Source organism: Phaeobacter italicus (assembly GCF_019801785.1).
GTDB classification, from domain to species: Bacteria; Pseudomonadota; Alphaproteobacteria; order Rhodobacterales; family Rhodobacteraceae; genus Phaeobacter; species Phaeobacter italicus.
In genome coordinates, this window is the sequence record NZ_JAHVIJ010000001.1 from 926380 (window position 1) to 946685 (window position 20306).

Genomic DNA, 20306 nt, shown 5'->3' on the forward strand with positions numbered 1-20306 from the left:
AGGCACGGGCCAGAGGGTCAGGGACGAGTTGCTATCAGATCATCCGAACCCGTGGCATCCGGTGCTGTGCGGCGGGCGTCAGCAGCAGTTCGTCCACCGCCCAGACCAGCGCGTCCAGCCGATCCGGGGAGCCCTGCCCGAGATAGCCACGCGGGGTCATCTGACACATCTGATCCTCTAGCGCGCCAAGCCCCGGCAAATGGCGGACCCGCCCCTGTTCATAGAGGGCGGCCACCGGCTCTGCGCGGGCGCCCTTGCTGCGCGCGGCGTGACGTGGGCGGAACGGGACCAGCGGGTCAATCTGGCGCAGCAGGCTTTCCACCAGCGCCCCGCCCTGATTGACCTCGGCCACCACCCGATCCGCATCAAAGCGATGGGTGGCATCCACCACGGCCTGTGCCCAGACCAATGGCCGCGCCCCCTGCACCGTGCAATCGGCAAGCACATAGGCCCGCCAGTCCTGTGGCGGCCCCTGCAACACGGCCCCCACAACGAGAATGCCGCAGGCGTCAGAGGATTTGCCAGCGCTCACCGCCGGGTCAACCGCCACAACCACACGGTCCAGCGGCGGGGCGCTGCGCACCTGCGCGCCCACCAGACCGGCGTTGCACCACAATGCGCCCTCTATATCCTGCAAAAGGACCCCATCCAGTTCCTGCCGCCCCAGACGTGAGCCCGCATAGCGGTTGCGCACCTCTTCGATGAAGGAGGCAGCGAGGTTGGCGCGATTGGCCTCTGTTGCGGCATGGGTCTGCACCGTGGACGGGCTCGCCAGCAGATCCCGCAGCACAGACACGTTGCGCGGCGTGGTGGTGACACAGACGCGCGGGTCCGTGCCCAGTCGCAGCGCAAACTGCAGCATGTCCCAACTGTCCTGCCCGCGCTTCCATTTCGCCAGTTCATCCGCCCAGGCAGCGTCAAACTGCGGGCCGCGCAGGGCCTCTGGGTCGTGGGCGGAAAAGGCCTGCGCGGTGGCACCATTGGGCCAGATCAGCCGCCGCTCCGTCGCTTTCCATTGGGGGCGGCGATCTGGTGGGGTACAGGCGAGAATGCCACTGTCGCCCTGCACCATGACATCGCGCACCTGATCGTAGGTTTCCCCAAGCAAGGCGATACGCCGGGCGCGGCCTGCGGACAGGGGTGTTGGCCCTTCGGCCAGCGCACGCACCCATTCGGCGCCTGCGCGTGTCTTTCCTGCGCCGCGTCCACCAAGGATGACCCAGCTGCGCCAATCTCCTTTCGGGGCGCGTTGATGCGGCAGGGACCACAGATCAAAGACATAAGGCATCGCGGCAAGATCATGGTCGCTCAGCCCGTTCAGAAAGGCCTGCTGCGCCGAGACTGGCGCCGAGGCGAGACAGGCGGCTTTCGATTTCATTGCGGGCGGCATCAAGGTCGAGACCGGCAGCGGCCTGGTGGTCGTGGCTTTGTTCGACAAGGGTCTTCTCCACTTTCTGACTGTCACGGATCAGGCTTTCCAGCTTGGCAATGCGCGGCGTGCTGAGCGCCTCTTCGTCGCTGTCGCATTGCAACCGGTAGAGCATCGCTTCGGCCTCCTGACGGAGCCGTTCGATGGAATCATGGAGCGACATCAACAGGCCGGAGGTCTTGGCCAGCCGGTGCTCCGGGCGCATGTTGGGCGCCCCCGGGCTATGGGCCGGGGCCGCACTGCGCGACGCGGGCCTATGGCCGCTGTTGGAGTGGTAGGTTGTCATCTGTCGGGGCCTCTCTGGTTGGGGGCCTCCGTCCGGATCTGCTGCCCCATCAGACTGTCACGGTCCGGCAGATCCGTCAAATTCAGCGGCCCAGCAGCAGACCGCAGAGCATTGAAAAAATTAGGTTTTCCCGCCAGGCCATTGCCAAGTCGTTAACCCGACGCGCAGGCCTCGCAGACAAAAAAAGGGACGCCGCAGCGTCCCTTTCCAATGGTTTAACGATGCACAGCGCGTCAATTGTTGTTGCGCTCGGCTTCGATCTGGCGCCATTTGGCGACATTGCGATTGTGCTCTTCCAGGGTGACGGCAAAGGCATGTCCGCCGGTCCCATCAGCCACAAAGAAGATATAGTCGCTGTCCGCCGGGTTCACCGCCGCCTGCAGGCTGGCAAGACCGGGGTTGGCGATCGGGGTGGGTGGCAATCCCTCAATCACATAGGTGTTCCAAGGGGTTGCGCGGCGCAGTTCGCTCTGACGCAGGCCACGGCCCAGCACGCCTTCACCTTTGGTGACGCCATAGATCACCGTCGGGTCCGTCTGCAGACGCATGCCGCGGTTGAGGCGGTTGGTAAAGACCGCTGCCACCTCTGGCCGTTCCTCTGCAACGCCGGTTTCCTTTTCGATGATCGAGGCAAGGATCAGCATTTCTTCGGGCGAATTGACCGCAGCCCGATCAGAGCGCGCCTCCCAGGCGGCATTGATGCGCAGGATCTGACGTTCCTGCATCTCTGCCAGAATGTCAGCGCGGTTGTCGCCGGGGGCCACTTCGTAGCTGTCAGGCGCCAAAAGCCCCTCTGCCGGGCGCTCACCGGGATCCCCTTGCAGGATATCCATCGCCTTGAGCGACTCGACCACCTGCCAGCTGGTGACACCTTCGGCCAGCGCAATCCGATACCGGGTGTCGGCCTCGGCCTTCTTTTCGTTGTAGATCGCCGGAACCTCATCAGTGCCGGGCACGAATTCGGCGCGTTCGACAAAGCTGTTGGTCGCAGGATCCAGCTCGCGCACCTCTGCCAGCACGCGGGTCACACCCACGCGATAGACGATTTCGGTGCCACAGCTGCTGGCGCCACCACGGGTGATCTGATCGGTGATCTCTGCCATCGACACGCCCGGCTGCAGCAGGTAGCTGCCGGCCTTCAACTGGCTGGTCTTGTCCGCATAACGCGCGCCAATGCGAAACATCGCATCAGAGCTGATGGCGCCCTGCTCTGCCAGATTGCGGCTGACCCGCGTCATGTTGGTGCCCGACGGCACCCGCAGACAGATCGCGCTCTCCAGCGGGCCCTCGGAGGTGTATTGCGACTTGCCCCAGAGGATGACGCCGCCCAAAAGGAACAGCATCACCACCAGGACTGTCAGCATGTTAGAGGCGAGGCTGCGCCACATCACTTGGGCTTCCCGAAGATCACCGATGCGTTGGTGCCGCCAAAGCCAAAGGAGTTGGACAGCGCCACGTTGATTTCCCGCTCACGCTTGGCGTTGGGGGCCAGGTCAACGGCGGTTTCAACGGCCGGGTTGTCGAGGTTGATGGTGGGCGGTGCCACCTGATCGCGGATCGCCAGGATCGAGAAGATCGCCTCGATCGCGCCAGCCGCACCCAACAGGTGGCCGGTGGCGGATTTGGTCGAGGACATGGTGACCTTGCCCGCAGCGTCGCCCATCATGCGCTCAACCGCGCCCAGTTCGATGGTGTCGGCCATGGTCGATGTGCCATGCGCGTTGATATAGTCGATGTCGGCAGGCTCCAGCCCGGCGTTCTTCAGCGCGGCCCGCATGGAGCGTTCGCCGCCTTCACCGTCCTCGGAGGGCGCGGTGATGTGATAGGCATCGCCCGACAGGCCATAGCCCAGCACTTCGGCATAGATCTTGGCGCCACGGGCCACCGCGTGATCGTAGTCTTCCAGAACCACGATGCCCGCACCCTCGCCCATGACAAACCCGTCACGATCCGCATCATAGGGGCGCGATGCCGCCTTGGGGTCGTCTGCCCGTTTGGTGGACAGCGCCTTGCACGCGTTAAAGCCCGCAATGCCGATCTCGCAGATGGCCGCTTCGGCACCACCGGCAACCATGACATCCGCATCACCCGAACGGATCAGACGTGCCGCATCCCCGATCGCGTGAGCGCCGGTGGAACAGGCCGTCACAACCGAATGGTTCGGCCCCTTGAAGCCATGACGGATCGACACCTGACCAGAGATCAGGTTGATCAGCGCGCCCGGAATAAAGAAGGGCGATACCCGACGGGGGCCTTTTTCCTTGATCATCACGGCCGTGTCCGCAATCGAGGACAGACCGCCGATGCCAGAGCCGATCATCACGCCAGTGCGCAGCAGGCTCTCTTCGTCCTCGGGCGTCCAGCCCGCATCCTTGACCGCCATTTCCGCAGCCGCGATGCCATAAAGGATGAAGTCATCAATCTTTTTCTGGTCTTTCTTCACCACCCAGTCATCCGGGTTGAAGGTGCCTTCGGTTCCGTCGCCACGGGGCACTTCGCAGGCGTAGGTGGTGGCCACGCCGCTTTCGACCGCATCAAAATGCGTGATCGGCCCCGCGCCGGACTGCCCGTCCAGCAACCGCGACCATGTTTCTTCGACGCCGCTGGCCAGCGGTGTGACCAAGCCCAGTCCGGTAACAACTACTCGACGCATTTCTTGCCCTCCTTTGCCTCGGCAATTTGTCCCCAAATAGCTTGGATTGGCGCAAAGGTGCAAGAGCCCGCTGCCCCGGCCTGATCCTGACAGGTTTTATGCTGACCTGCGGACCCTTTAGGCTGGCATTAAGACTTGGGTGCTACCTTGCGGTTGTTTTCGCGCCTTGCCTGCGTTCAGGCACATATGACCGCAGACGGGCCGATTTGCGGCGCCAAACTCGATCGGGCGCCAGATCGCTAATGACGGAAATTGGGACGGTTCTTTGTTGATGACACATTCTTACTTCAGCGGGAAAATTCCCGGTTTGCGTGGTTCGTATCTGCGGGGGGGAGTGCGGAGGGCACACCCCTCCCCCTCGTGCACCTCATCTCTTTCACTGCAAGGGCGCAGCAGCCTGATGGCGCGGATGCGCCGGGGCGTTGCAGCCGCATTGCTCGCAGGCGCAAGCCTTGCACCAATTGCCACCACCGCAGAGGCGGCTGATTGTCAGGTGTTTGAGGATCTGATGACCCTCACCTCTGTCAGCGAAAATTACCTCGGCTACCTGCAAAGCGGCTTTGCCCCCGATACCGCCCAACAGATGGAGCGGGTGATTGCGGGCACATCCCGCCGCGAGCTGCACAATGGGCTGCGCACCGGCAACATGGGTCAGCTGACCCGTGACACGGACGGGTTGCTCGCCCAGCAGAACACCCTCCTGCAGATCGACCGCAGCCAGGGGCGCCAGGCCGCGTTGCAGACATCGCAGCGGATGAATGCCGATGGCAACCTGGCCGCCTACCGCCAGGCGCTGACCCTGACGGCCTGCTACAATGAAAACCAGCTGCAAGGCGTGACAACCGTTGTCGGCCAGCTGCCGTCTATCGGCGGCGTTCCTGCAGGCACGGCAACCGCGGGCGCGCTGGGGCTGGTGGTTCTGGCAATCCTTGCCTTCATCGCCACAGAGCGGCGCACACGTATGCTGAATGCGCGGCGCAAACGCTATACCTGTGCGCTGGAATGCACCCTGCATGACGGCGGTGTCGCAACCGAGGCTGCAATCCTCGACATCAGCCAGGAAGGCGCCAAGATCGAAGCCCACTGCAACAGCCAGGTTGGCGCCAAGATCACGCTGGAGATGCCCGACGGGGTTGACCCTGCTCGACTTGAGGGGCGGATCCTGTGGGTCAATGCCGATCATTTCGGCATCAAGTTCTCGCGCATCCTGTCGCGTACAGAAGTCGAGGCGATTGCCGAAAACGAACTGTCAGAGGTGTTTGACCCCTACGCCCCGGATCCGGACCCGGCGATGATTGCCAGCGATGGTGCCAAATTGGACAAGGGCGAACAGGGCGCACGCCGCCACTGACCCTGATCAGACAGTGATGGCAAGGTATACCCGGATCCGGCGAAACGGGCACATGAAGAGCGGCAACATCTGACCGCCCTGCAGCAAAGAAAAACGGCGCCTTCCGCAGAAGACGCCGTTCGAAAATCTCTGATCGATAAATCGGATCAGGACGCTTCGCTGATGAACTTCACCGCATCGCCAAAGGTCTGGATGGTCTCTGCCGCGTCATCGGGGATCTCGATGCCGAACTCTTCTTCGAAGGCCATGACCAGCTCAACGGTGTCCAGGCTGTCTGCGCCCAGGTCGTCGATGAACGACGCGTTTTCGGTCACTTTGTCTTCTTCAACACCCAGGTGTTCCACAACGATCTTTTTTACGCGGTCTGCGACGTCGCTCATGTCAATTCCTCATCATTTCAGGGCATGTGCCCGGTTCTGCCCTTGCCCGCTCGGGGCGGCTTGGTTGTGCCCGAAGCGGGCGGTTGTGTCCCGCACTGCGGGAATGCCAAGGCACCCCAGAACAGAGGGACCGCTGGCAAAGATGCGCCGCCTATAACACAGACGAACGCTGAGGCAAACGATTTCGCAGCATCAGTGCTGCGCGACCACCTCGAACCTGCCCTAGCGGAAATCGCCGCAGCAGAGTGGGCATTTGGCCATCCCGGACGCGAACTGCAAGTCCCGGCTGCCTGTTTTTTGCGCCACGGTGCGGAGGATGGCAGATTTTTGCACAAACTCAAGAGCTTCGCCGCAACTTGGGGAAAGCCCCCACACGTCAGGCAATCAGAAAACCACCCTGGTACCCGGCGCAACCCCCGTTGTTTTGTGATCCCACCCGGCATCAGATTGCAATGCGGGTCGGGGTGAGAGGCCACGACAGTCACCTCAGGACCTCCCCTGACATATCCGCCTTGCAGGGCTTGCACGGCGCAGCCCGCCAGAGAATCTGGCCCCGTCGCCCGTTTGTGTTTTCGCTGTCTGTGCCCGCCTGTGCATGCCCACCTGTCTGCGGCCACCTGTCTGCGCCCACCGGTGCGAGGGCGCTTGCTGCGGGCCATGAAAAAACCCGCAACCAGCCATCTGGTTGCGGGCAAATTCCGGGGCAAGCGCGCGGTGCATCATCACCGCAGCCGCCCAAGACAGGCAAGAGCCTCAGAGCATCGCCATGCCGCCGTTCACGTGCAGCGTGGTGCCGGTCACATACCCGGCCTCTGCGCTTGCAAGATACAGCACGGCAGAGGCGATTTCCTCGGGCGAACCCATACGACCCGCCGGAATCTGGGTCAGGATCCCATCTTTCTGGGCATCGTTCAGCTTGTCGGTCATGGCTGTCGCGATAAAGCCCGGTGCAACGGCATTTACGGTGATGCCACGGTTTGCAACCTCATAGGCCAGCGATTTGGACATGCCGACCATGCCTGCCTTGGCCGCCGCATAGTTGCCCTGACCGGGGTTGCCGGTTGCGCCCACGATGGACGAGATGTTGATGATACGGCCCCAGCGCGCCTTCATCATGCCGCGCAGAACGCCACGGCACAGCCGCATGGTGGAGGTGAGGTTGATGTCGAGAACGCTGTTCCACTCGTCATCCTTCATCCGCATGAACAGGTTGTCGCGGGTGATGCCTGCGTTGTTGACCAAGATATCGACAGAGCCCATTGCCTCTGCTGCCTGTTTCGGCAGCGCCTCGACGGCATCCGCATCCGAAAGGTTGCAAGGCAGCACATGCGCACGCTCGCCCAGCTCTGCCGCCAGCTCCTGCAGCGGTGCCTCACGCGTACCGGAGAGCGCAACAGTTGCGCCTGCGGCATGAAGGGCGCGGGCGATCTCGCCACCGATACCACCCGAAGCGCCCGTGATCAGCGCGGTCTTTCCTGTCAGATCAAACATTGTCTTGTCCTTTATGTTCTGCATCGGAGCGCGGCCCAGGGCGCGATCCGCAGGTGTTTGTTTGGCCGTGCCTTACTCGGCTGAGGTGGCGGCGGCGACATCCTCGGGGGTGCCAACCTGGCGGCAGGTCAGGCTGCGGTCGATCTTGCGGATCATACCCGACAGCGCCTTGCCCGCGCCGATTTCCCAGAATTCGCTCACACCCTTGGCGGCCATGGTCTGCACGCTTTCACGCCAGCGCACGGAGCCCGTCACCTGTTCCACCAGCAGCTGGCGGATTTCGGCGGGGTCGCTCACCGCATCGGCGCGCACATTGGCGATCAGCGGCACGGCAGGGGATTTGATGTCGACACCGGCCAGCGCCTCGGCCATCACATCCGCAGCAGGCTGCATCAGCGCACAGTGAAACGGTGCCGAGACAGGCAGCATGACCGCGCGTTTGGCCCCCTTGGCCTTTGCGATCTCGGCCGCGCGTTCCACCGCAGCCTTGGCCCCTGAGACCACAACCTGGGTCGGATCATTGTCATTGGCGGCCTGACAGACCTCACCCTGTGCGGCCTCTTCTGCAACGGCGCGCACCGCTTCCAGATCAAGACCAAGGATCGCCGCCATCGCGCCCTCGCCCACCGGCACGGCGCTTTGCATGGCCTGACCACGGGTGCGCAGCAGACGCGCAGTGTCAGCAACAGAAATCGCACCAGCCGCCGCCAAAGCCGAATATTCGCCCAGCGAGTGACCCGCGACATAGCCTGCCTTGTCGATAGAGATGCCCTCGGCCTCCAGCGCGCGCATCGCCGCCAGCGAGGTGGCCATCAGCGCCGGTTGCGCGTTCTGTGTCAGGGTCAGGGTTTCGATATCCCCTTCCCAGATCAGCTGGCTCAGCGCCTCGCCCAATGCGGTGTCCACCTCGTCAAAGACGGCTTTGGCCGCCGGATAGGCCTCTACGAGAGCCTTACCCATGCCGATGGTCTGCGCGCCCTGGCCGGGAAACACGAATGCAATTGTCATCTGAGACCTCTTCTGTCTGCACATATGCGTTGCTAGGGGTTTAGACGCAGGTGACGCTGCGTACAAGCAAAGGCTTGCGCCTGTGCACCAGCTCTGTGCGCTGAGGGACAGAGTTCGCGGTTGTGTGACATCAGCGCACAGATAGGATGTGACATGTCTCTCTCAGATAGAAGGTGTGCGAACCGTGCCCCGACATAACTCCTCACTCTATTATGGTAGCGTCGCCAAGACCTTTCACTGGCTGACCGCCCTGTTGATGTTTGCGGTCTTTCCGCTGGGCTATTTTGCCAACGATCTGGCGCATCAGATCACCGGGCCGGAGTTCAACGGCGATCAGGCGGTGATTTCACGGGCTGTTTTGCTGTTCTCGCTGCACAAGACGCTGGGGCTGGCGTTGTTTGCCACCGCGCTGCTGCGCATCCTTTGGGCGCTGCGCCAGCCAAAACCTGCGCCCCTGCACCCGGACCGCAAGGCAGAGGTGCTGGCGGCTGAGGTGGTGCATTGGCTTCTTTATGGCTCGCTCGTGCTTGCGCCGCTGAGCGGCTGGATCCACCACGCCGCCACAACGGGCTATGCACCGATCTGGTGGCCCTTTGGGCAGGATCTGCTGTTTGTGCCGAAATCTCAGGCCGTTGCGGATGTCTTTGGCGGGCTGCACTGGCTGTTCGTCTGGACCCTTGCGGCGGCGCTGGGGTTGCATATTGCCGGGGCATTGAAACATCAGGTGATCGACAAGGACGCCACCCTGGCCCGTATGCTGCCGGGAAAGGCCCCGACCGTCGATGCCGCCTTGATCGGGGCAGACCACAGCAAGGCCCCTGCCTTTGTCGCGCTTGCGATCTGGGTTCTGGTGCTGGCAGGCGGTGGCGCCTTTGGCGTCTACTCCAAGGCGCCGCACGGGGCGGCGGTGGCAGGGGGTGCTGCGCCCGCTGACACAGCACCGGCCCCAACCGCGCCTGCCGCATCTGCGACGACCGGAAACTGGACTGTTCAGGACGGCACGCTTGCCATTTCCATCACTCAGATGGGCAGCGCCGTAAGCGGCGAGTTCGGCCAGTGGCAGGCAGACATCCGCTTTGACGAGCCCGCGACGCCGGGGCCTGCGGGCCGTGTCGAAGTGGAGATTGCGATTGCCTCCCTGTCGCTTGGCACCGTGACCGATCAGGCAATGGGGCCGGACTATTTCGACAGCGCCACCTACCCTACAGCCGTGTTTGCCGCCGACATCGAGAAGCTCTCCGAGGGTTATGTGGCCAACGGCACGCTGCGCATTCGCGACCAGGAGGTGCCGCTGAGCCTGCCCTTCACGCTGGAGCTTTCAGGCGATACCGCCGTCATGTCGGGCACGGCAGAGGTCAACCGGCTTGATTTCAACATCGGTCAGGGCGTTCAGGACGAGGGATCGCTGGCCCATGCGGTGCAGATCTCCGTCGATCTGACAGCAACCCGCAGCGAATAACTCAGGGCATAGATCCTGCTTTATGGACCCGGTGCAATGCGCCGGGTCTTTTGCATTCAAAGGCACACCGCGCCCGGCCCAGCCCCCGGACCGCAGCGCCCAGCTCCCCAGAACCCCGCCCTCAGCCCTCAGCGAGGGTTTTCCATTCTCTCATCTGAACGATTGCAGGAGGGCGATTTTCTTCTCTGCCATCCGGCAGCGCGGCGATGTTTCAACACCTTGGGCGCGATCTGATACAGGCCGTACGGGTGCAGGCCACACTGATACAGGGCCACACTGATAGAGCCCGCACGGATAAAGGCGGATCTGTTTCAGGGAGCTGGCCCAATCCAACGCCCCGTCAGCGCCGCAGCCATTTGCCTGTCCATATCTGCGCCTTTGGTATCTGCGTCTTCGGTTGTCAGGACCTGCCCCACGAAAAAACCGCCGCTTCGGTCGAAGCAGCGGTTTCTGGTTTGACGTGGTGGGCGTCTGGGCCGCACCCGTCTGCGATTCGCGGGCTTACTCGGCTTTCATCGCCTCGATGGAGATCTTGACCTCAACCTCGTCAGAGACGAAGGGGGCGAATTTGCCCAGATCATAGTCAGACCGCAGCAGCGTGGTGGTGGCGTCAAAACCTGCCCAGGGCTTGCCTGCCATCGGGTGCTGGCCTGTCTGGTTCAGCTTGGCGTCCAGAACAACGGATTTGGTGACGCCATTGAGGGTCAGGTCGCCGGTGATCTCTGCGGTGTTTTCACCGGTCACGTTGATGCCGGTCGAGGTGAAGGTGATCATTTCAGAATCGTCTGCGCCAAAGAAATCCTTGGACATGAAATGATCAAAGCGGCCTTCCCAACCGGTCAGCATGGAGCGGGCTGGCATGGAGACGGAGACGCTGGAGGCTTCGGGGTTTTCCTGATCAAAGGAGATTTCCCCTTCGAAACCAGAGAACATGCCATAGGTGGTGGAGAAACCGAGGTGGTTGTAGCTGAACACGATCTGGCTGTGGCTTGCATCCAGGGTGTAGGCTTCGGGGGCGGCAAATGCGGTGGTGGCGGCGGCGCCCATCAGGGCAGCGGCGAAAAGAGTATTTTTCATCATAATGGCTCCATTGGACCAGATTGCATCGGATCACAGTTGAGGGCGACGGGCCCCAAAAGGGAAGCCCACAAAAGCCAACACTATCTGTGTTAAAATGAACAACCAAAGCCATCCCGCCGCACTCGGCGTTTTCTCGCGCAGATGTGAACGCCCGGATTGGCGATGCCGCCTGTGATGCTGCCTGTGCAGGCAGCTTGTCAGATCGCAGGTCAGGCGTCTTGAAAATTCAGCGTTTCCGATCCGGGGCGCAGATCCCGGTGCGGATCCCAGTTTCGCCCCAAGTTTAGAACCCTGTTTAGACCCCGGTTTAAAACCTGGTGCGGATTGCCCTGCCGGGACCGACGAGCTCAACCCTGCCCGAAATCGCCCCTGCAGCGATCAATCAGCTGACGATCTGAAGCGCGCCGCTCAGCTGGTCGCGCAGGCGCATCCGGGTTTCGTTGCTGTCGATTGGCAGTTCCATCAGGGTGGAGCCATCGGCGTCCAGAACCGCGATGGAGCGCGCGCACAGCCGCACGCCGCCAAGGCTCTGGTAGCTCCGGCGCATGACAACCCGTGGGGTTCCATCTGCCCCTTTGCGCAAAATCCGCAGTTCGCGGCGGATCGGGTCAAAGCAGGCCTCTGGCTGGGGGTCGCGGCTGTGGGTTGTGAGCAGGATCAGACCGAGAAACAGGAAAGCCACCGAAATCCCGATCCGGATCAGCGACATCTGCGGGTCGCCCCCGGCGTCAGGCATCAGCCAAAGCCCGGTGGAGCCGAGCACCATCGACAACCCCAGCAAACGCAGCAGCACAGAGCGGACCTGCCAATTGGCCTGAAGTCGCAGATGCATGGGCGCGGTCCGGGCCATTTGGGCGATCCGCTGGCTGGCGCGCCCCCCAAGATTTGCCGCCGCGGCATCCGCAAGGGGGCCGACAGGCTGTCGCAGAATGTCGACCCGGCTGGCCGCACGCCCGGATGAGCGTGCCGATTTGGGCGTAGATCCCACCGGTTGGTATCCAAATTCGCTTGGTTTCAGAATGCTCATCCGCTTTCCTTTCACATGCCCGTTGCCACTGCCGGCGGCCTGACCCTGATTTGACGCCCGTCCAGTCCAGCACATGGGTCGGTCCGGTCGTATCAAGGTGGCCATTGCGCCACGCATTAATGATTTGTTAACCAACATTGACCCCGGAATTCGGGCTGAAATGAGGCAGAGTTAGGAAAAATGCAGGCCGCGTAGGGATTTGCGGCAAAGCGGCCCCGGCAGTTGCAGCAGATCAGGCAAAGGTGCCCATCCTGATCCGTGCGGATATTCATGTGGAATGGCCTGCGGGGCCGCACAGGGAAATGCCTGCACCCACAACCCTAACGTGCAATCATTAACAATATCCTACCCCTCTCTCCCCCTCTTCCCAACCGCGGTCATATGCAGGGGTGCACAACAGGCCACGCCCAGGCCTCACCCGCGCGACCGCCCGCGGCAATCGAGCCTTGCCCTTTTGGCGCGAGCCTGTATATGGGGGCATCCTTCCGCGACACTATCGATCCGCGCAGACTCTCGTGACAGGGCAGCGGAAGGCCAAAATGCCCCGTCTATGAAATGCGCCTAGACACAAACAGGAGTTCGCATGCCACTCTATGAGCATGTCATGATTGCGCGTCAGGACCTGTCCAACTCGCAAGCAGAAGGCCTCATCGAACACTTCGGTGCTGTTCTGTCCGACAACGGCGGTAAGCTGGTCGACAGTGAGTACTGGGGCGTGAAAACCATGGCCTACAAGATCAACAAAAACCGCAAGGGTCACTACTCCTTCCTGAAAACCGATGCATCCGCAGCGGCGATCCAGGAAATGGAGCGTCTGATGCGCCTGCATGACGACGTGATGCGCGTTCTGACCATCAAGGTCGACGCACACGAAGACGGCCCCTCGGTTCAGATGCAGAAGCGCGACGAGCGCGACTCGCGTCGTGAGCGCCGCTGATCAACGCTTGAGAAAAGGACGCTAAACCATGGCAGCCAAACCGTTTTTCCGCCGTCGCAAAGTATGCCCGTTCTCGGGCGACAATGCGCCGAAAATCGACTACAAAGACACCCGTCTTCTGCAGCGCTACATCTCCGAACGCGGCAAGATCGTGCCTTCGCGCATCACCGCCGTTTCGGCCAAGAAGCAGCGTGAGCTGGCCCGTGCTATCAAGCGCGCCCGCTTCCTCGCCCTGCTGCCCTACGCCGTGAAGTAAGGAGTTAGGCACATGCAAGTTATCCTTCTGGAACGTGTGGCCAAGCTGGGCCAAATGGGCGACGTCGTTGACGTTAAGCCCGGTTACGCGCGTAACTTCCTGCTGCCGCAAGGCAAGGCGCTGACCGCGTCGCAGAGCAACATCGCCTCTTTCGAAGCCCAGAAAGCGCAGCTGGAAGCGCGCAACCTGGAGACCAAGAAAGAAGCTGAAGCTCTGGCAGAAAAGCTGGACGGTCAGCAGTTCGTCGTGATTCGCTCTGCGTCTGACGCCGGCGCTCTCTACGGTTCCGTCACCCCCCGTGACGCCGCAGAAGCCGCAACTGCTGAAGGTTTCTCCGTCGACAAGAAACAGGTTGTTCTGATCTCCCCGATCAAAGAACTGGGCCTGCACTCTGTCGCTGTGAAACTGCACCCTGAAGTTGAAGTCGAAATCAAGCTGAACGTTGCACGTTCCGCCGAAGAGGCAGAACTGCAGGCGTCGGGCAAATCGATTCAAGAGCTGGCCGCCGAAGAGGAAGCCGCTGCTGAATTCGAGATCTCCGAACTGTTCGACGATATCGGCTCTGCCGCATCCGACGACGACGATGCAGCTCCGGCCGCAGGCGACGAGGAAACCAACGCCTAATCGGCTTTGGACCCTTTACGACTTTGAAAGGTCGCCCCTCGGGGCGGCCTTTCTTTTTGCACGCTCTCAAGGCAGGCCGTGAAAATGCCGCTCAAATGCGGCGCAGTTTTCCCCCAGCCGGTAACCTCGCCTTTCCTCCTCTTGCGCAGTCTGGGTTGCGGTTCGCTTACGGGCCGGAGTGTGAAACCTGTGGGGGGTCTTCATGGAAGACAGATTGATGAGAGAAGAGCGCGCGCTGCGGCGGCGCCTGTTGCTGCGCATGTTGCGGGGGTTCAGCTTTGAAAATCCGCGTTTCAGGGGGGAGCCGATCAATGAACTGGTCCCGCCCGAACTGATCACCAGAGAGCTGCGCGAGCATTACCCGGAGCGGGTGATCTTTGCCTGACATCAGCTGCGCGGCAGGCGGGGGATATCCGCCTATGGCATGGCAAGACATTTGCTGCCCGCCTGCTGCACGCATAGGCTCTGCCCGATAGCCCGCCTTGCGGGCCCTGACAGGCATGACAGCATGATTGATCGACGAACCGCTCTGGCGATGATCCTGAGCACACCGGCCCTTTCGGCCTGCGCAGATGCGGCCAAGCGGCCTGTGGCCCGCCCCGACCAGAAAGAGCCGCCGCTGTTTCCCAACGAAACACCTGAGCTGCGCAAAAAGATCAACTATTGGGCCGACCACTACGAGGTGCCAAGAGCGCTTGTGCACCGGTTGGCGGTGCGGGAAAGCACGCATCGCCCCTGGGCCGTGAACCGGCCCTACTATGGCCTGTTGCAGATCCTTCCGGCCACCGCACGCTCTATGGGGTTTCAGGGCAAACCCAAGGATCTGCTCGATGCGGACGTCAATCTGAAATACGCGGTCAAATATCTGCGCGGCGCCTGGTTGCTGTCGGATGGCAGTTTCGACACCGCGGTCAAACATTATTCGCGGGGCTACTATTACGCCGCCAAACGCCGCGGGATGCTGCGCGAAACTGGCCTGCGCCCGTGATGACACGCCCCTGGCCCCGATGGGTCAGCCCAATCTCCAACCTCTGACGGGCCCATACCGGCCGCGGGTCGCCAGCCCCGCCAGCCCCCGCCTGCCCTGCACCTGCACAACAGGCACGGCGGGCGGGAAGTGGCCTGTCATGGTGTTAGCGCAAAACTGTCACATGCGTTGTGACGAAACCCTGCTAAGCTTTGCGCCACTGACCAAGACTTTGGAGTGAACAAATGCCAATTCAACTCGATCGCCGGTCCTTTCTGGCCGGGTCTGCGGGCCTCATTGCCCTGCATCCGTTTTCTGTTCAGGCGGCTGCCAATCAGGTGCACCTGCGACTGATGGAAACCACCGACCTGCACGTGCATGTCTTTCCTTATGACTATTATGCCGACAAACCCCGCGACACTGTTGGTCTGGCGCGGACTGCGGCACTGATCGGCGATATCCGGGCCGAGGCCACGAATTCGCTGCTTCTGGACAACGGTGATTTTCTTCAGGGCAATCCGATGGGCGACTATATCGCCTATGAGCGCGGGATGAAGGAGGGCGACAGCCACCCGGTCATCCAAGCCATGAATGCGGTTGGATATGATGCCTCTACGCTGGGCAACCATGAGTTCAACTATGGGCTCGACTTTCTGATGAAATCCCTCGCCGGTGCCGGCTTTCCGGTGGTCTGTGCCAATGTCGCAAAGAAGCTGGGCGCCAGCCCACGTGAAGACACCACCCTGTTGCCGCCCTATGTCATCCTGGAACGGGAGCTGACAGATGGGGCGGGCACCCGCCATCCGATCAAGATCGGCCTTATCGGATTTGTGCCACCACAGGTCATGAACTGGGATCGTCGCCATCTGGAAGGCAACGTTCAGGCCCGTGACATCCTAGAGACCGCGCGGGCCTATGTTCCACAGATAAAGGAACAGGGCGCAGATATCATCATTGCCCTGTCTCATTCCGGTATTGGCAGTGCGCAGGAAAGTGAAGGGATGGAGAACGCCTCTGTTCCGCTGGCATCGATTGAGGGCATCGACGCCATCATGACCGGTCATTCGCATCTGGTTTTCCCCTCCTCTGGCTATGCCGACTTTGCGGGCGTGGACGCCGAACAGGGCACCATCCACGGCAAGCCCGCCACGATGGGCGGGTTTTGGGGCAGCCATATGGGGTTGATCGATCTGATGCTGGAACGCGATGGCGCGGGATGGCGCGTGGTCGGCCATGCCTCGCAAGCGCGCCCGATCTCCAAACGCAACGAGGACCGCTCCATCACTGCGCTGGTCGAGAGCGTGCCTGCGGTTCTGGCATCGGTGCAGACCGAGCATGACGAAACACTCGCCTATGTCCGGCGCGCCGTTGGCAAGACGGATGCCCCGCTGCACAGCTATTTTGCGCTGGTCGCTGATGATCCATCTGTTCAGATCGTGTCGATCGCGCAGACCTGGTACATCGAGCAGATGCTGAAGGGCACCGAATATGAGGGCCTGCCGATCCTGTCCGCCGCCGCGCCGTTCAAGGCCGGTGGCCGCGGTGGCCCCGAATATTATACCGATGTGCCCAAGGGCGATGTGGCGATCAAAAATGTCGCGGATCTCTATCTTTATCCCAACACCGCGCGGGCGGTGAAAGTCACTGGCGCCCAGGTCAAGGATTGGCTGGAACGCTCTGCCGGGATGTTCAACCAGATCACCCCCGGTGAGGCGGATCAGGTTCTGCTCAATCCCAGCTTCCCCAGCTACAACTTTGACGTGATCGACGGTGTCACCTATGAGATCGACCTGTCGCAGCCGTCAAAGTTCGGCCCCAAGGGTGAACTGGAAAATCCGGAGGCAAACCGCATCGTCAAACTCAGCTTCAATGGGGCGCCGATCGATCCCGAGCAAAGCTTTATCATCGCCACCAACAACTACCGCGCAGGCGGCGGTGGCGCGTTTCCGGGAGCGATGGGCGACACCATCGTGTTTGAAGGCCCAGACACCAACCGCGACGTTATTGTCCGCTATATCGTGGAGAAAGGCGCCATCAGCCCGCGCGCCGATGCCAACTGGCGCTTTGCTCCGTTGGAGGGCACGTCGGTGCTGTTTGACACGGGCCCCAAGGCCGAAAGCTATGTCGACAGCGTGGAAAGCATCCGCATTGAACCTGCGGGTGAAGGGCCGGATGGCTTTGCACGCTATCGGATCACGCTTTAACGGTGTGTTTCTGATTTAGGGAAAATCCGAACCATCCTGCTGCCCACCAAAATCGCGGTCGGGCAGCAGATCTAGAGTTGCACACTTGGAACATCCACAACCGGTTGCGACCCCATCTAGCCTTCAAATTTTACAAAATTCGAGCGGAATGGCGCCGAGCCCTGCCCGAATTAAGCACTTGTTTGCCAAAAATCTGCCCATTTCTTGCACCATCCTTCCCTTGGATGTGTAGTGTCAGTTAACGCTGGCCCAACGGCGATCCGCAGCAAGACGGTTGACGAGTTGAAGGAGCAGTTGAGATGTCGTCAGGCAGTTTTTATGACTTTCGCAGTGCGCTTTTGGCCTTTGAATCTGGCTGGGATCGCGACCGCTATGATGCGGGCCAGATCACTGATGCACAGCTGACCCAATGGGTCGGCGGCCCGGTGAGCGACTTTTACGATGGCTACAGCAGCTGGGGTCAGCTGAGCGACAGCGAGTGGGAGGCAATGGCCTATCGCTCCATGAACAGCTACGGCTTTGTGGGCTATCAATTCGGCGAGGCGCTGCTGATTGATCTTGGCTATTATCAGGACGACTTTTACTACCTAGGCGGTGATACGATGAACCGCTGGGACGGCAGCTGGACCGGCAAGAATGGCGTGAACAGTCTGGATGACTTCATGACCAAGGAGGTTCAGGACACCGCCATCAACGAGGCCTTTGGCTACAATCTGACCTTGCTTGACTATTTCCTCGGCCGCGAAGGCCGCAGCATCGAGGAGTTTGTCGGGCAGACCAAGACATTCACCGATGTGGACGGGTCTATGGTGCAGGTGACGCTGTCCCTGACCGGAATGCTGGCCTCGGCGCATTTGCAAGGCGCCTGGGGTCTGGCACAGCTGCTGATCGGCGATGGTGCCTCGGCGGATGAATACGGCACCTCCATCCTCAAATACATGGAGAAATTCGGCGGCTATGACAGCCCCACGATTGATGCCTTCATGACCTATTGGCAGGACCGCAAGAATGGCGGCACGGCTGAACTGGACATGGGCACAGAGCCCGAGACGCCAGACACCGGGCTGGTCCTTGTCGGGCAGACACTGGTTGGAACCAGCAGCCGCGATGATCTGGAAGGCGCTGGCGCGGATGATGTGATCCGGGGCTTGGGCGGCCATGACAAACTTTCCGGGCGCGCAGGCGATGACGAATTGCGCGGCGGCGGCGGCAAGGATCGGGTGAACGGCCAAAATGGTCACGACGAACTGGTGGGCGCCTGGGGCGCCGACACGTTGCGTGGCGGCTATGGCAACGACACCCTGCGCGGCGGTGCGGGCAACGACAAACTGATCGGTGGCGCAGGCAACGACCAGATGATTGGCGGAGCTGGCGAAGACTGCTTCTGTTTTGGTGGAAACCACGGACGCGCCCGGATCAAGGATTTTGAACTGGGTGAAGACCAGATCAGCATCCTGAACGGAGCCAACAATATCAATCAGTTGACGTTTGAAACCGTGAACAACCACGTCGTGATGTCTTTTGAAAACACCGTGGTGACCATCGAGAATGTCACGGTCGACCAGCTGACAAGCGGCGACAACTTCCTGTTCTAGGTCGCCCTGCCCCGAAAAACGATCAAAGCCGCCCCCCAACCGGAGGCGGCTTTTTCATGTTCTGTGATCGGGCGGGAAACACACAGCCCTCAATCAGCAAAACACAAAAGGGCCGCCCGAAGGCGACCCTTTCGATCTGAGCAATCGGTGATCTGCGCGAGGCAGATCAGCCGGATGCTTATTCGTCTTCCAGAGCTTCCACAGCTTTCTGCAGATCGTCTTTGGAGACTTCTTTCTCGCTCACTTTTGCCTGCTCGGCGATGTGGTCGACAACTTTGTCTTCAAAGATCGGTGCGCGCAGCTGCTGCTGCATCTGAGCGTTCTGCTGGATGAACTCAAAGAACTGACGTTCCTGGCCCGGATACTGACGCGCTTGCTGCATGATCGCCTGGGTCATTTCGGCATCGGTCACTTCGACCTCGGCTTTCTGGCCCAGCTCGGCCAGCAGCAGGCCCAGACGGACGCGGCGCTCTGCCAGTTTGTTGTGCTCTTCGGTCGGCTCGATCTCACCGTGGTCGTGGCCCTGCACTTCCGGGTTTTCCTCGTGCCACAGCTGGTGTGCGATCTGCTTGGCTTCTGCTTCAACCAGCGACGGCGGCAGGTCGAAGGAGACCAGCGCGTCCAGCTTGTCCAGAAGGCCACGCTTCATCACGGCGCGGGCAGCACCGGCGTATTCTGCTTCCAGGCGCTCGGAGATCTGCTCTTTCAAACCGGCCAGGTCTTCTGCACCAAATTTCTGTGCCAGCTCGTCGTTGATCTCAGCCGCTTTCGGGGCTTTGACTTCCTTGACGGTGCAGGAGAAGACAGCTTCTTTGCCTGCCAGGTGCTCTGCGCCGTACTCTTCCGGGAAGGAAACGGTCACGTCTTTTTCTTCACCGGCTTTGGTGCCGACCAGCTGGTCTTCGAAACCGGGGATGAAGGAGTTGGAGCCCAGAACCAGCGGGTAGTCCTCGCCTGCGCCACCGTCGAACGCTTCGCCGTCGATCTTGCCGACGAAATCGATCACGACCTGGTCGCCATCTTCAGCAGCGGCGCCCTCTTCGCGGGCTTCGAACGAGGTTGCGGTTTCGGCCAGGTTTGCCAGCGCTTCGTCAACGGCTGCGTCGTCTGCTTTGACAACCAGCTTTTCCAGCTCAACGCCGGACAGGTCGACTTCGGGGATTTCCGGCAGTGCCTCGTAGGACATTTCGACGTTGACGTCGTCGCCTTCTTTCCAGTCTTCGTTGGTCATTTTGACGTCAGGCTGCATCGCCGGGCGATCACCGGTTTCCTCGAAGTGCTTGTTCATCGCACCATCGATGGTTTCCTGCATCGCTTCGCCGATCAGACGCTGGCCAAACTGCTTTTTCAGCATAGCCATCGGCACTTTGCCTTTGCGGAAACCTTTCATTTCGATTTCCGGCTGTGCTTCGACCAGTTTCTCGTTGACCTTCTCGTCCAGCTCGGCGGCGGTAACGGTGATCGCGTAGCCGCGTTTCAGACCTTCGTTCAGCGTCTCGGTGACCTGCATCATATTCCCCATAGAGATTCGGGGCGCGCGCGCACGCACTCCCCCAGAC

The 20306-nt window shown here is 61.2% G+C and carries 19 protein-coding genes; 9 read left to right on the top strand and 10 right to left on the bottom strand.

What is annotated here, in order from left to right; genetic code table 11:
• Positions 1 to 34: 34 nt before the first annotated feature.
• The 4 genes from KUV39_RS04275 to fabF form a co-directional block, all read right to left on the bottom strand.
• A complete protein-coding gene (locus KUV39_RS04275; protein ID WP_473763739.1) occupies positions 35 to 1378 on the bottom strand; it encodes a DNA-packaging protein in 1344 nt (447 codons plus the stop codon).
• Positions 1299 to 1715: a recombinase gene (locus KUV39_RS04280; RefSeq protein ID WP_244998207.1), complete on the bottom strand. Its 417-nt coding sequence runs from the start codon at positions 1713 to 1715 to the stop codon at positions 1299 to 1301. The genes KUV39_RS04275 and KUV39_RS04280 overlap by 80 nt, the downstream gene beginning before the upstream one ends.
• A 233-nt stretch (positions 1716 to 1948) precedes the next feature.
• A complete protein-coding gene (gene mltG, locus KUV39_RS04285) occupies positions 1949 to 3103 on the bottom strand; it encodes an endolytic transglycosylase MltG (RefSeq protein ID WP_050673194.1) in 1155 nt (384 codons plus the stop codon).
• Positions 3103 to 4368, bottom strand: a complete 1266-nt coding sequence (gene fabF / locus KUV39_RS04290; RefSeq protein ID WP_008561921.1) for a beta-ketoacyl-ACP synthase II — start codon at positions 4366 to 4368, stop codon at positions 3103 to 3105. The genes mltG and fabF overlap by 1 nt, the downstream gene beginning before the upstream one ends.
• 400 nt (positions 4369 to 4768) lie before the next feature.
• Between fabF and KUV39_RS04295 the strand changes: the two genes are divergently transcribed.
• A complete protein-coding gene (locus tag KUV39_RS04295) occupies positions 4769 to 5719 on the top strand; it encodes a PilZ domain-containing protein (RefSeq protein ID WP_222459019.1) in 951 nt (316 codons plus the stop codon).
• A 146-nt stretch (positions 5720 to 5865) separates the two neighbouring features.
• Here the strand turns inward: KUV39_RS04295 and KUV39_RS04300 are convergent, their stop codons facing one another.
• The 3 genes from KUV39_RS04300 to fabD all read right to left on the bottom strand — a co-directional run bounded on the left by KUV39_RS04300 (position 5866) and on the right by fabD (position 8598).
• The gene (locus tag KUV39_RS04300) at positions 5866 to 6099 is read right to left on the bottom strand and encodes an acyl carrier protein (RefSeq protein WP_005982462.1); all 234 of its coding nucleotides are present in this window, start codon (positions 6097 to 6099) and stop codon (positions 5866 to 5868) included.
• A 753-nt stretch (positions 6100 to 6852) separates the two neighbouring features.
• On the bottom strand, positions 6853 to 7590 hold the full coding sequence (fabG, locus tag KUV39_RS04305; protein ID WP_008563285.1) for a 3-oxoacyl-ACP reductase FabG: 738 nt from the start codon (positions 7588 to 7590) through the stop codon (positions 6853 to 6855).
• 72 nt (positions 7591 to 7662) lie between these two features.
• A complete protein-coding gene (gene fabD / locus KUV39_RS04310) occupies positions 7663 to 8598 on the bottom strand; it encodes an ACP S-malonyltransferase (protein ID WP_222459020.1) in 936 nt (311 codons plus the stop codon).
• A 184-nt stretch (positions 8599 to 8782) separates the two neighbouring features.
• Between fabD and KUV39_RS04315 the strand changes: the two genes are divergently transcribed.
• Positions 8783 to 10057 (top strand): cytochrome b/b6 domain-containing protein, encoded by a 1275-nt coding sequence (locus KUV39_RS04315; protein WP_222459021.1) that lies wholly within the window; start codon positions 8783 to 8785, stop codon positions 10055 to 10057.
• Between the two features lie 501 nt (positions 10058 to 10558).
• Here KUV39_RS04315 and KUV39_RS04320 read toward each other — a convergent pair.
• Positions 10559 to 11134 carry a YceI family protein gene (locus tag KUV39_RS04320; RefSeq protein ID WP_037302800.1) on the bottom strand — a complete coding sequence of 192 codons (576 nt, stop codon included), beginning with the start codon at positions 11132 to 11134 and terminating at the stop codon, positions 10559 to 10561.
• A gap of 385 nt (positions 11135 to 11519) precedes the next feature.
• Positions 11520 to 12164: a hypothetical protein gene (locus tag KUV39_RS04325; RefSeq protein WP_222459022.1), complete on the bottom strand. Its 645-nt coding sequence runs from the start codon at positions 12162 to 12164 to the stop codon at positions 11520 to 11522.
• Positions 12165 to 12747: 583 nt separating this feature from the next.
• Between KUV39_RS04325 and rpsF the strand changes: the two genes are divergently transcribed.
• The 7 genes from rpsF to KUV39_RS04360 all read left to right on the top strand — a co-directional run bounded on the left by rpsF (position 12748) and on the right by KUV39_RS04360 (position 18747).
• A complete protein-coding gene (rpsF, locus tag KUV39_RS04330; protein ID WP_008562342.1) occupies positions 12748 to 13101 on the top strand; it encodes a 30S ribosomal protein S6 in 354 nt (117 codons plus the stop codon).
• A 28-nt stretch (positions 13102 to 13129) separates the two neighbouring features.
• Positions 13130 to 13357, top strand: a complete 228-nt coding sequence (gene rpsR, locus KUV39_RS04335; RefSeq protein ID WP_005982441.1) for a 30S ribosomal protein S18 — start codon at positions 13130 to 13132, stop codon at positions 13355 to 13357.
• Positions 13358 to 13369: 12 nt separating this feature from the next.
• On the top strand, positions 13370 to 13981 hold the full coding sequence (rplI, locus tag KUV39_RS04340) for a 50S ribosomal protein L9 (RefSeq protein ID WP_222459023.1): 612 nt from the start codon (positions 13370 to 13372) through the stop codon (positions 13979 to 13981).
• A gap of 202 nt (positions 13982 to 14183) precedes the next feature.
• Positions 14184 to 14366, top strand: coding sequence for a hypothetical protein (locus tag KUV39_RS04345; RefSeq protein ID WP_008559953.1), 183 nt, complete (start codon positions 14184 to 14186; stop codon positions 14364 to 14366).
• Positions 14367 to 14489: 123 nt separating this feature from the next.
• Complete coding sequence (locus KUV39_RS04350; RefSeq protein ID WP_008559585.1) at positions 14490 to 14969, top strand: lytic transglycosylase domain-containing protein; 480 nt, start codon at positions 14490 to 14492, stop codon at positions 14967 to 14969.
• Between the two features lie 224 nt (positions 14970 to 15193).
• Positions 15194 to 17152: a bifunctional 2',3'-cyclic-nucleotide 2'-phosphodiesterase/3'-nucleotidase gene (locus KUV39_RS04355; RefSeq protein WP_222459024.1), complete on the top strand. Its 1959-nt coding sequence runs from the start codon at positions 15194 to 15196 to the stop codon at positions 17150 to 17152.
• A gap of 299 nt (positions 17153 to 17451) precedes the next feature.
• Positions 17452 to 18747 (top strand): calcium-binding protein, encoded by a 1296-nt coding sequence (locus KUV39_RS04360; RefSeq protein WP_222459025.1) that lies wholly within the window; start codon positions 17452 to 17454, stop codon positions 18745 to 18747.
• A gap of 178 nt (positions 18748 to 18925) precedes the next feature.
• Here the strand turns inward: KUV39_RS04360 and tig are convergent, their stop codons facing one another.
• Positions 18926 to 20257 (bottom strand): trigger factor, encoded by a 1332-nt coding sequence (tig, locus tag KUV39_RS04365; RefSeq protein ID WP_037302797.1) that lies wholly within the window; start codon positions 20255 to 20257, stop codon positions 18926 to 18928.
• Positions 20258 to 20306: the final 49 nt, after the last annotated feature.

What these genes read in the sequence shown, in the direction of transcription:
- KUV39_RS04295 (WP_222459019.1), top strand. Translation starts at nt 4,769, where the DNA reads ATGGCGCGGATGCGCCGGGGCGTTGCAGCCGCATTGCTCGCAGGCGCA.
- KUV39_RS04345 (WP_008559953.1), top strand. Translation starts at nt 14,184, where the DNA reads ATGGAAGACAGATTGATGAGAGAAGAGCGCGCGCTGCGGCGGCGCCTG.
- KUV39_RS04350 (WP_008559585.1), top strand. Translation starts at nt 14,490, where the DNA reads ATGATTGATCGACGAACCGCTCTGGCGATGATCCTGAGCACACCGGCC.
- fabF (WP_008561921.1), bottom strand. Translation starts at nt 4,368, where the DNA reads ATGCGTCGAGTAGTTGTTACCGGACTGGGCTTGGTCACACCGCTGGCC.
- rplI (WP_222459023.1), top strand. Translation starts at nt 13,370, where the DNA reads ATGCAAGTTATCCTTCTGGAACGTGTGGCCAAGCTGGGCCAAATGGGC.
- KUV39_RS04300 (WP_005982462.1), bottom strand. Translation starts at nt 6,099, where the DNA reads ATGAGCGACGTCGCAGACCGCGTAAAAAAGATCGTTGTGGAACACCTG.
- tig (WP_037302797.1), bottom strand. Translation starts at nt 20,257, where the DNA reads ATGCAGGTCACCGAGACGCTGAACGAAGGTCTGAAACGCGGCTACGCG.
- KUV39_RS04355 (WP_222459024.1), top strand. Translation starts at nt 15,194, where the DNA reads ATGCCAATTCAACTCGATCGCCGGTCCTTTCTGGCCGGGTCTGCGGGC.
- fabD (WP_222459020.1), bottom strand. Translation starts at nt 8,598, where the DNA reads ATGACAATTGCATTCGTGTTTCCCGGCCAGGGCGCGCAGACCATCGGC.
- fabG (WP_008563285.1), bottom strand. Translation starts at nt 7,590, where the DNA reads ATGTTTGATCTGACAGGAAAGACCGCGCTGATCACGGGCGCTTCGGGT.
- KUV39_RS04320 (WP_037302800.1), bottom strand. Translation starts at nt 11,134, where the DNA reads ATGAAAAATACTCTTTTCGCCGCTGCCCTGATGGGCGCCGCCGCCACC.
- KUV39_RS04360 (WP_222459025.1), top strand. Translation starts at nt 17,452, where the DNA reads ATGTCGTCAGGCAGTTTTTATGACTTTCGCAGTGCGCTTTTGGCCTTT.
- rpsF (WP_008562342.1), top strand. Translation starts at nt 12,748, where the DNA reads ATGCCACTCTATGAGCATGTCATGATTGCGCGTCAGGACCTGTCCAAC.
- KUV39_RS04280 (WP_244998207.1), bottom strand. Translation starts at nt 1,715, where the DNA reads ATGACAACCTACCACTCCAACAGCGGCCATAGGCCCGCGTCGCGCAGT.
- KUV39_RS04275 (WP_473763739.1), bottom strand. Translation starts at nt 1,378, where the DNA reads ATGAAATCGAAAGCCGCCTGTCTCGCCTCGGCGCCAGTCTCGGCGCAG.
- mltG (WP_050673194.1), bottom strand. Translation starts at nt 3,103, where the DNA reads ATGTGGCGCAGCCTCGCCTCTAACATGCTGACAGTCCTGGTGGTGATG.
- KUV39_RS04325 (WP_222459022.1), bottom strand. Translation starts at nt 12,164, where the DNA reads ATGAGCATTCTGAAACCAAGCGAATTTGGATACCAACCGGTGGGATCT.
- rpsR (WP_005982441.1), top strand. Translation starts at nt 13,130, where the DNA reads ATGGCAGCCAAACCGTTTTTCCGCCGTCGCAAAGTATGCCCGTTCTCG.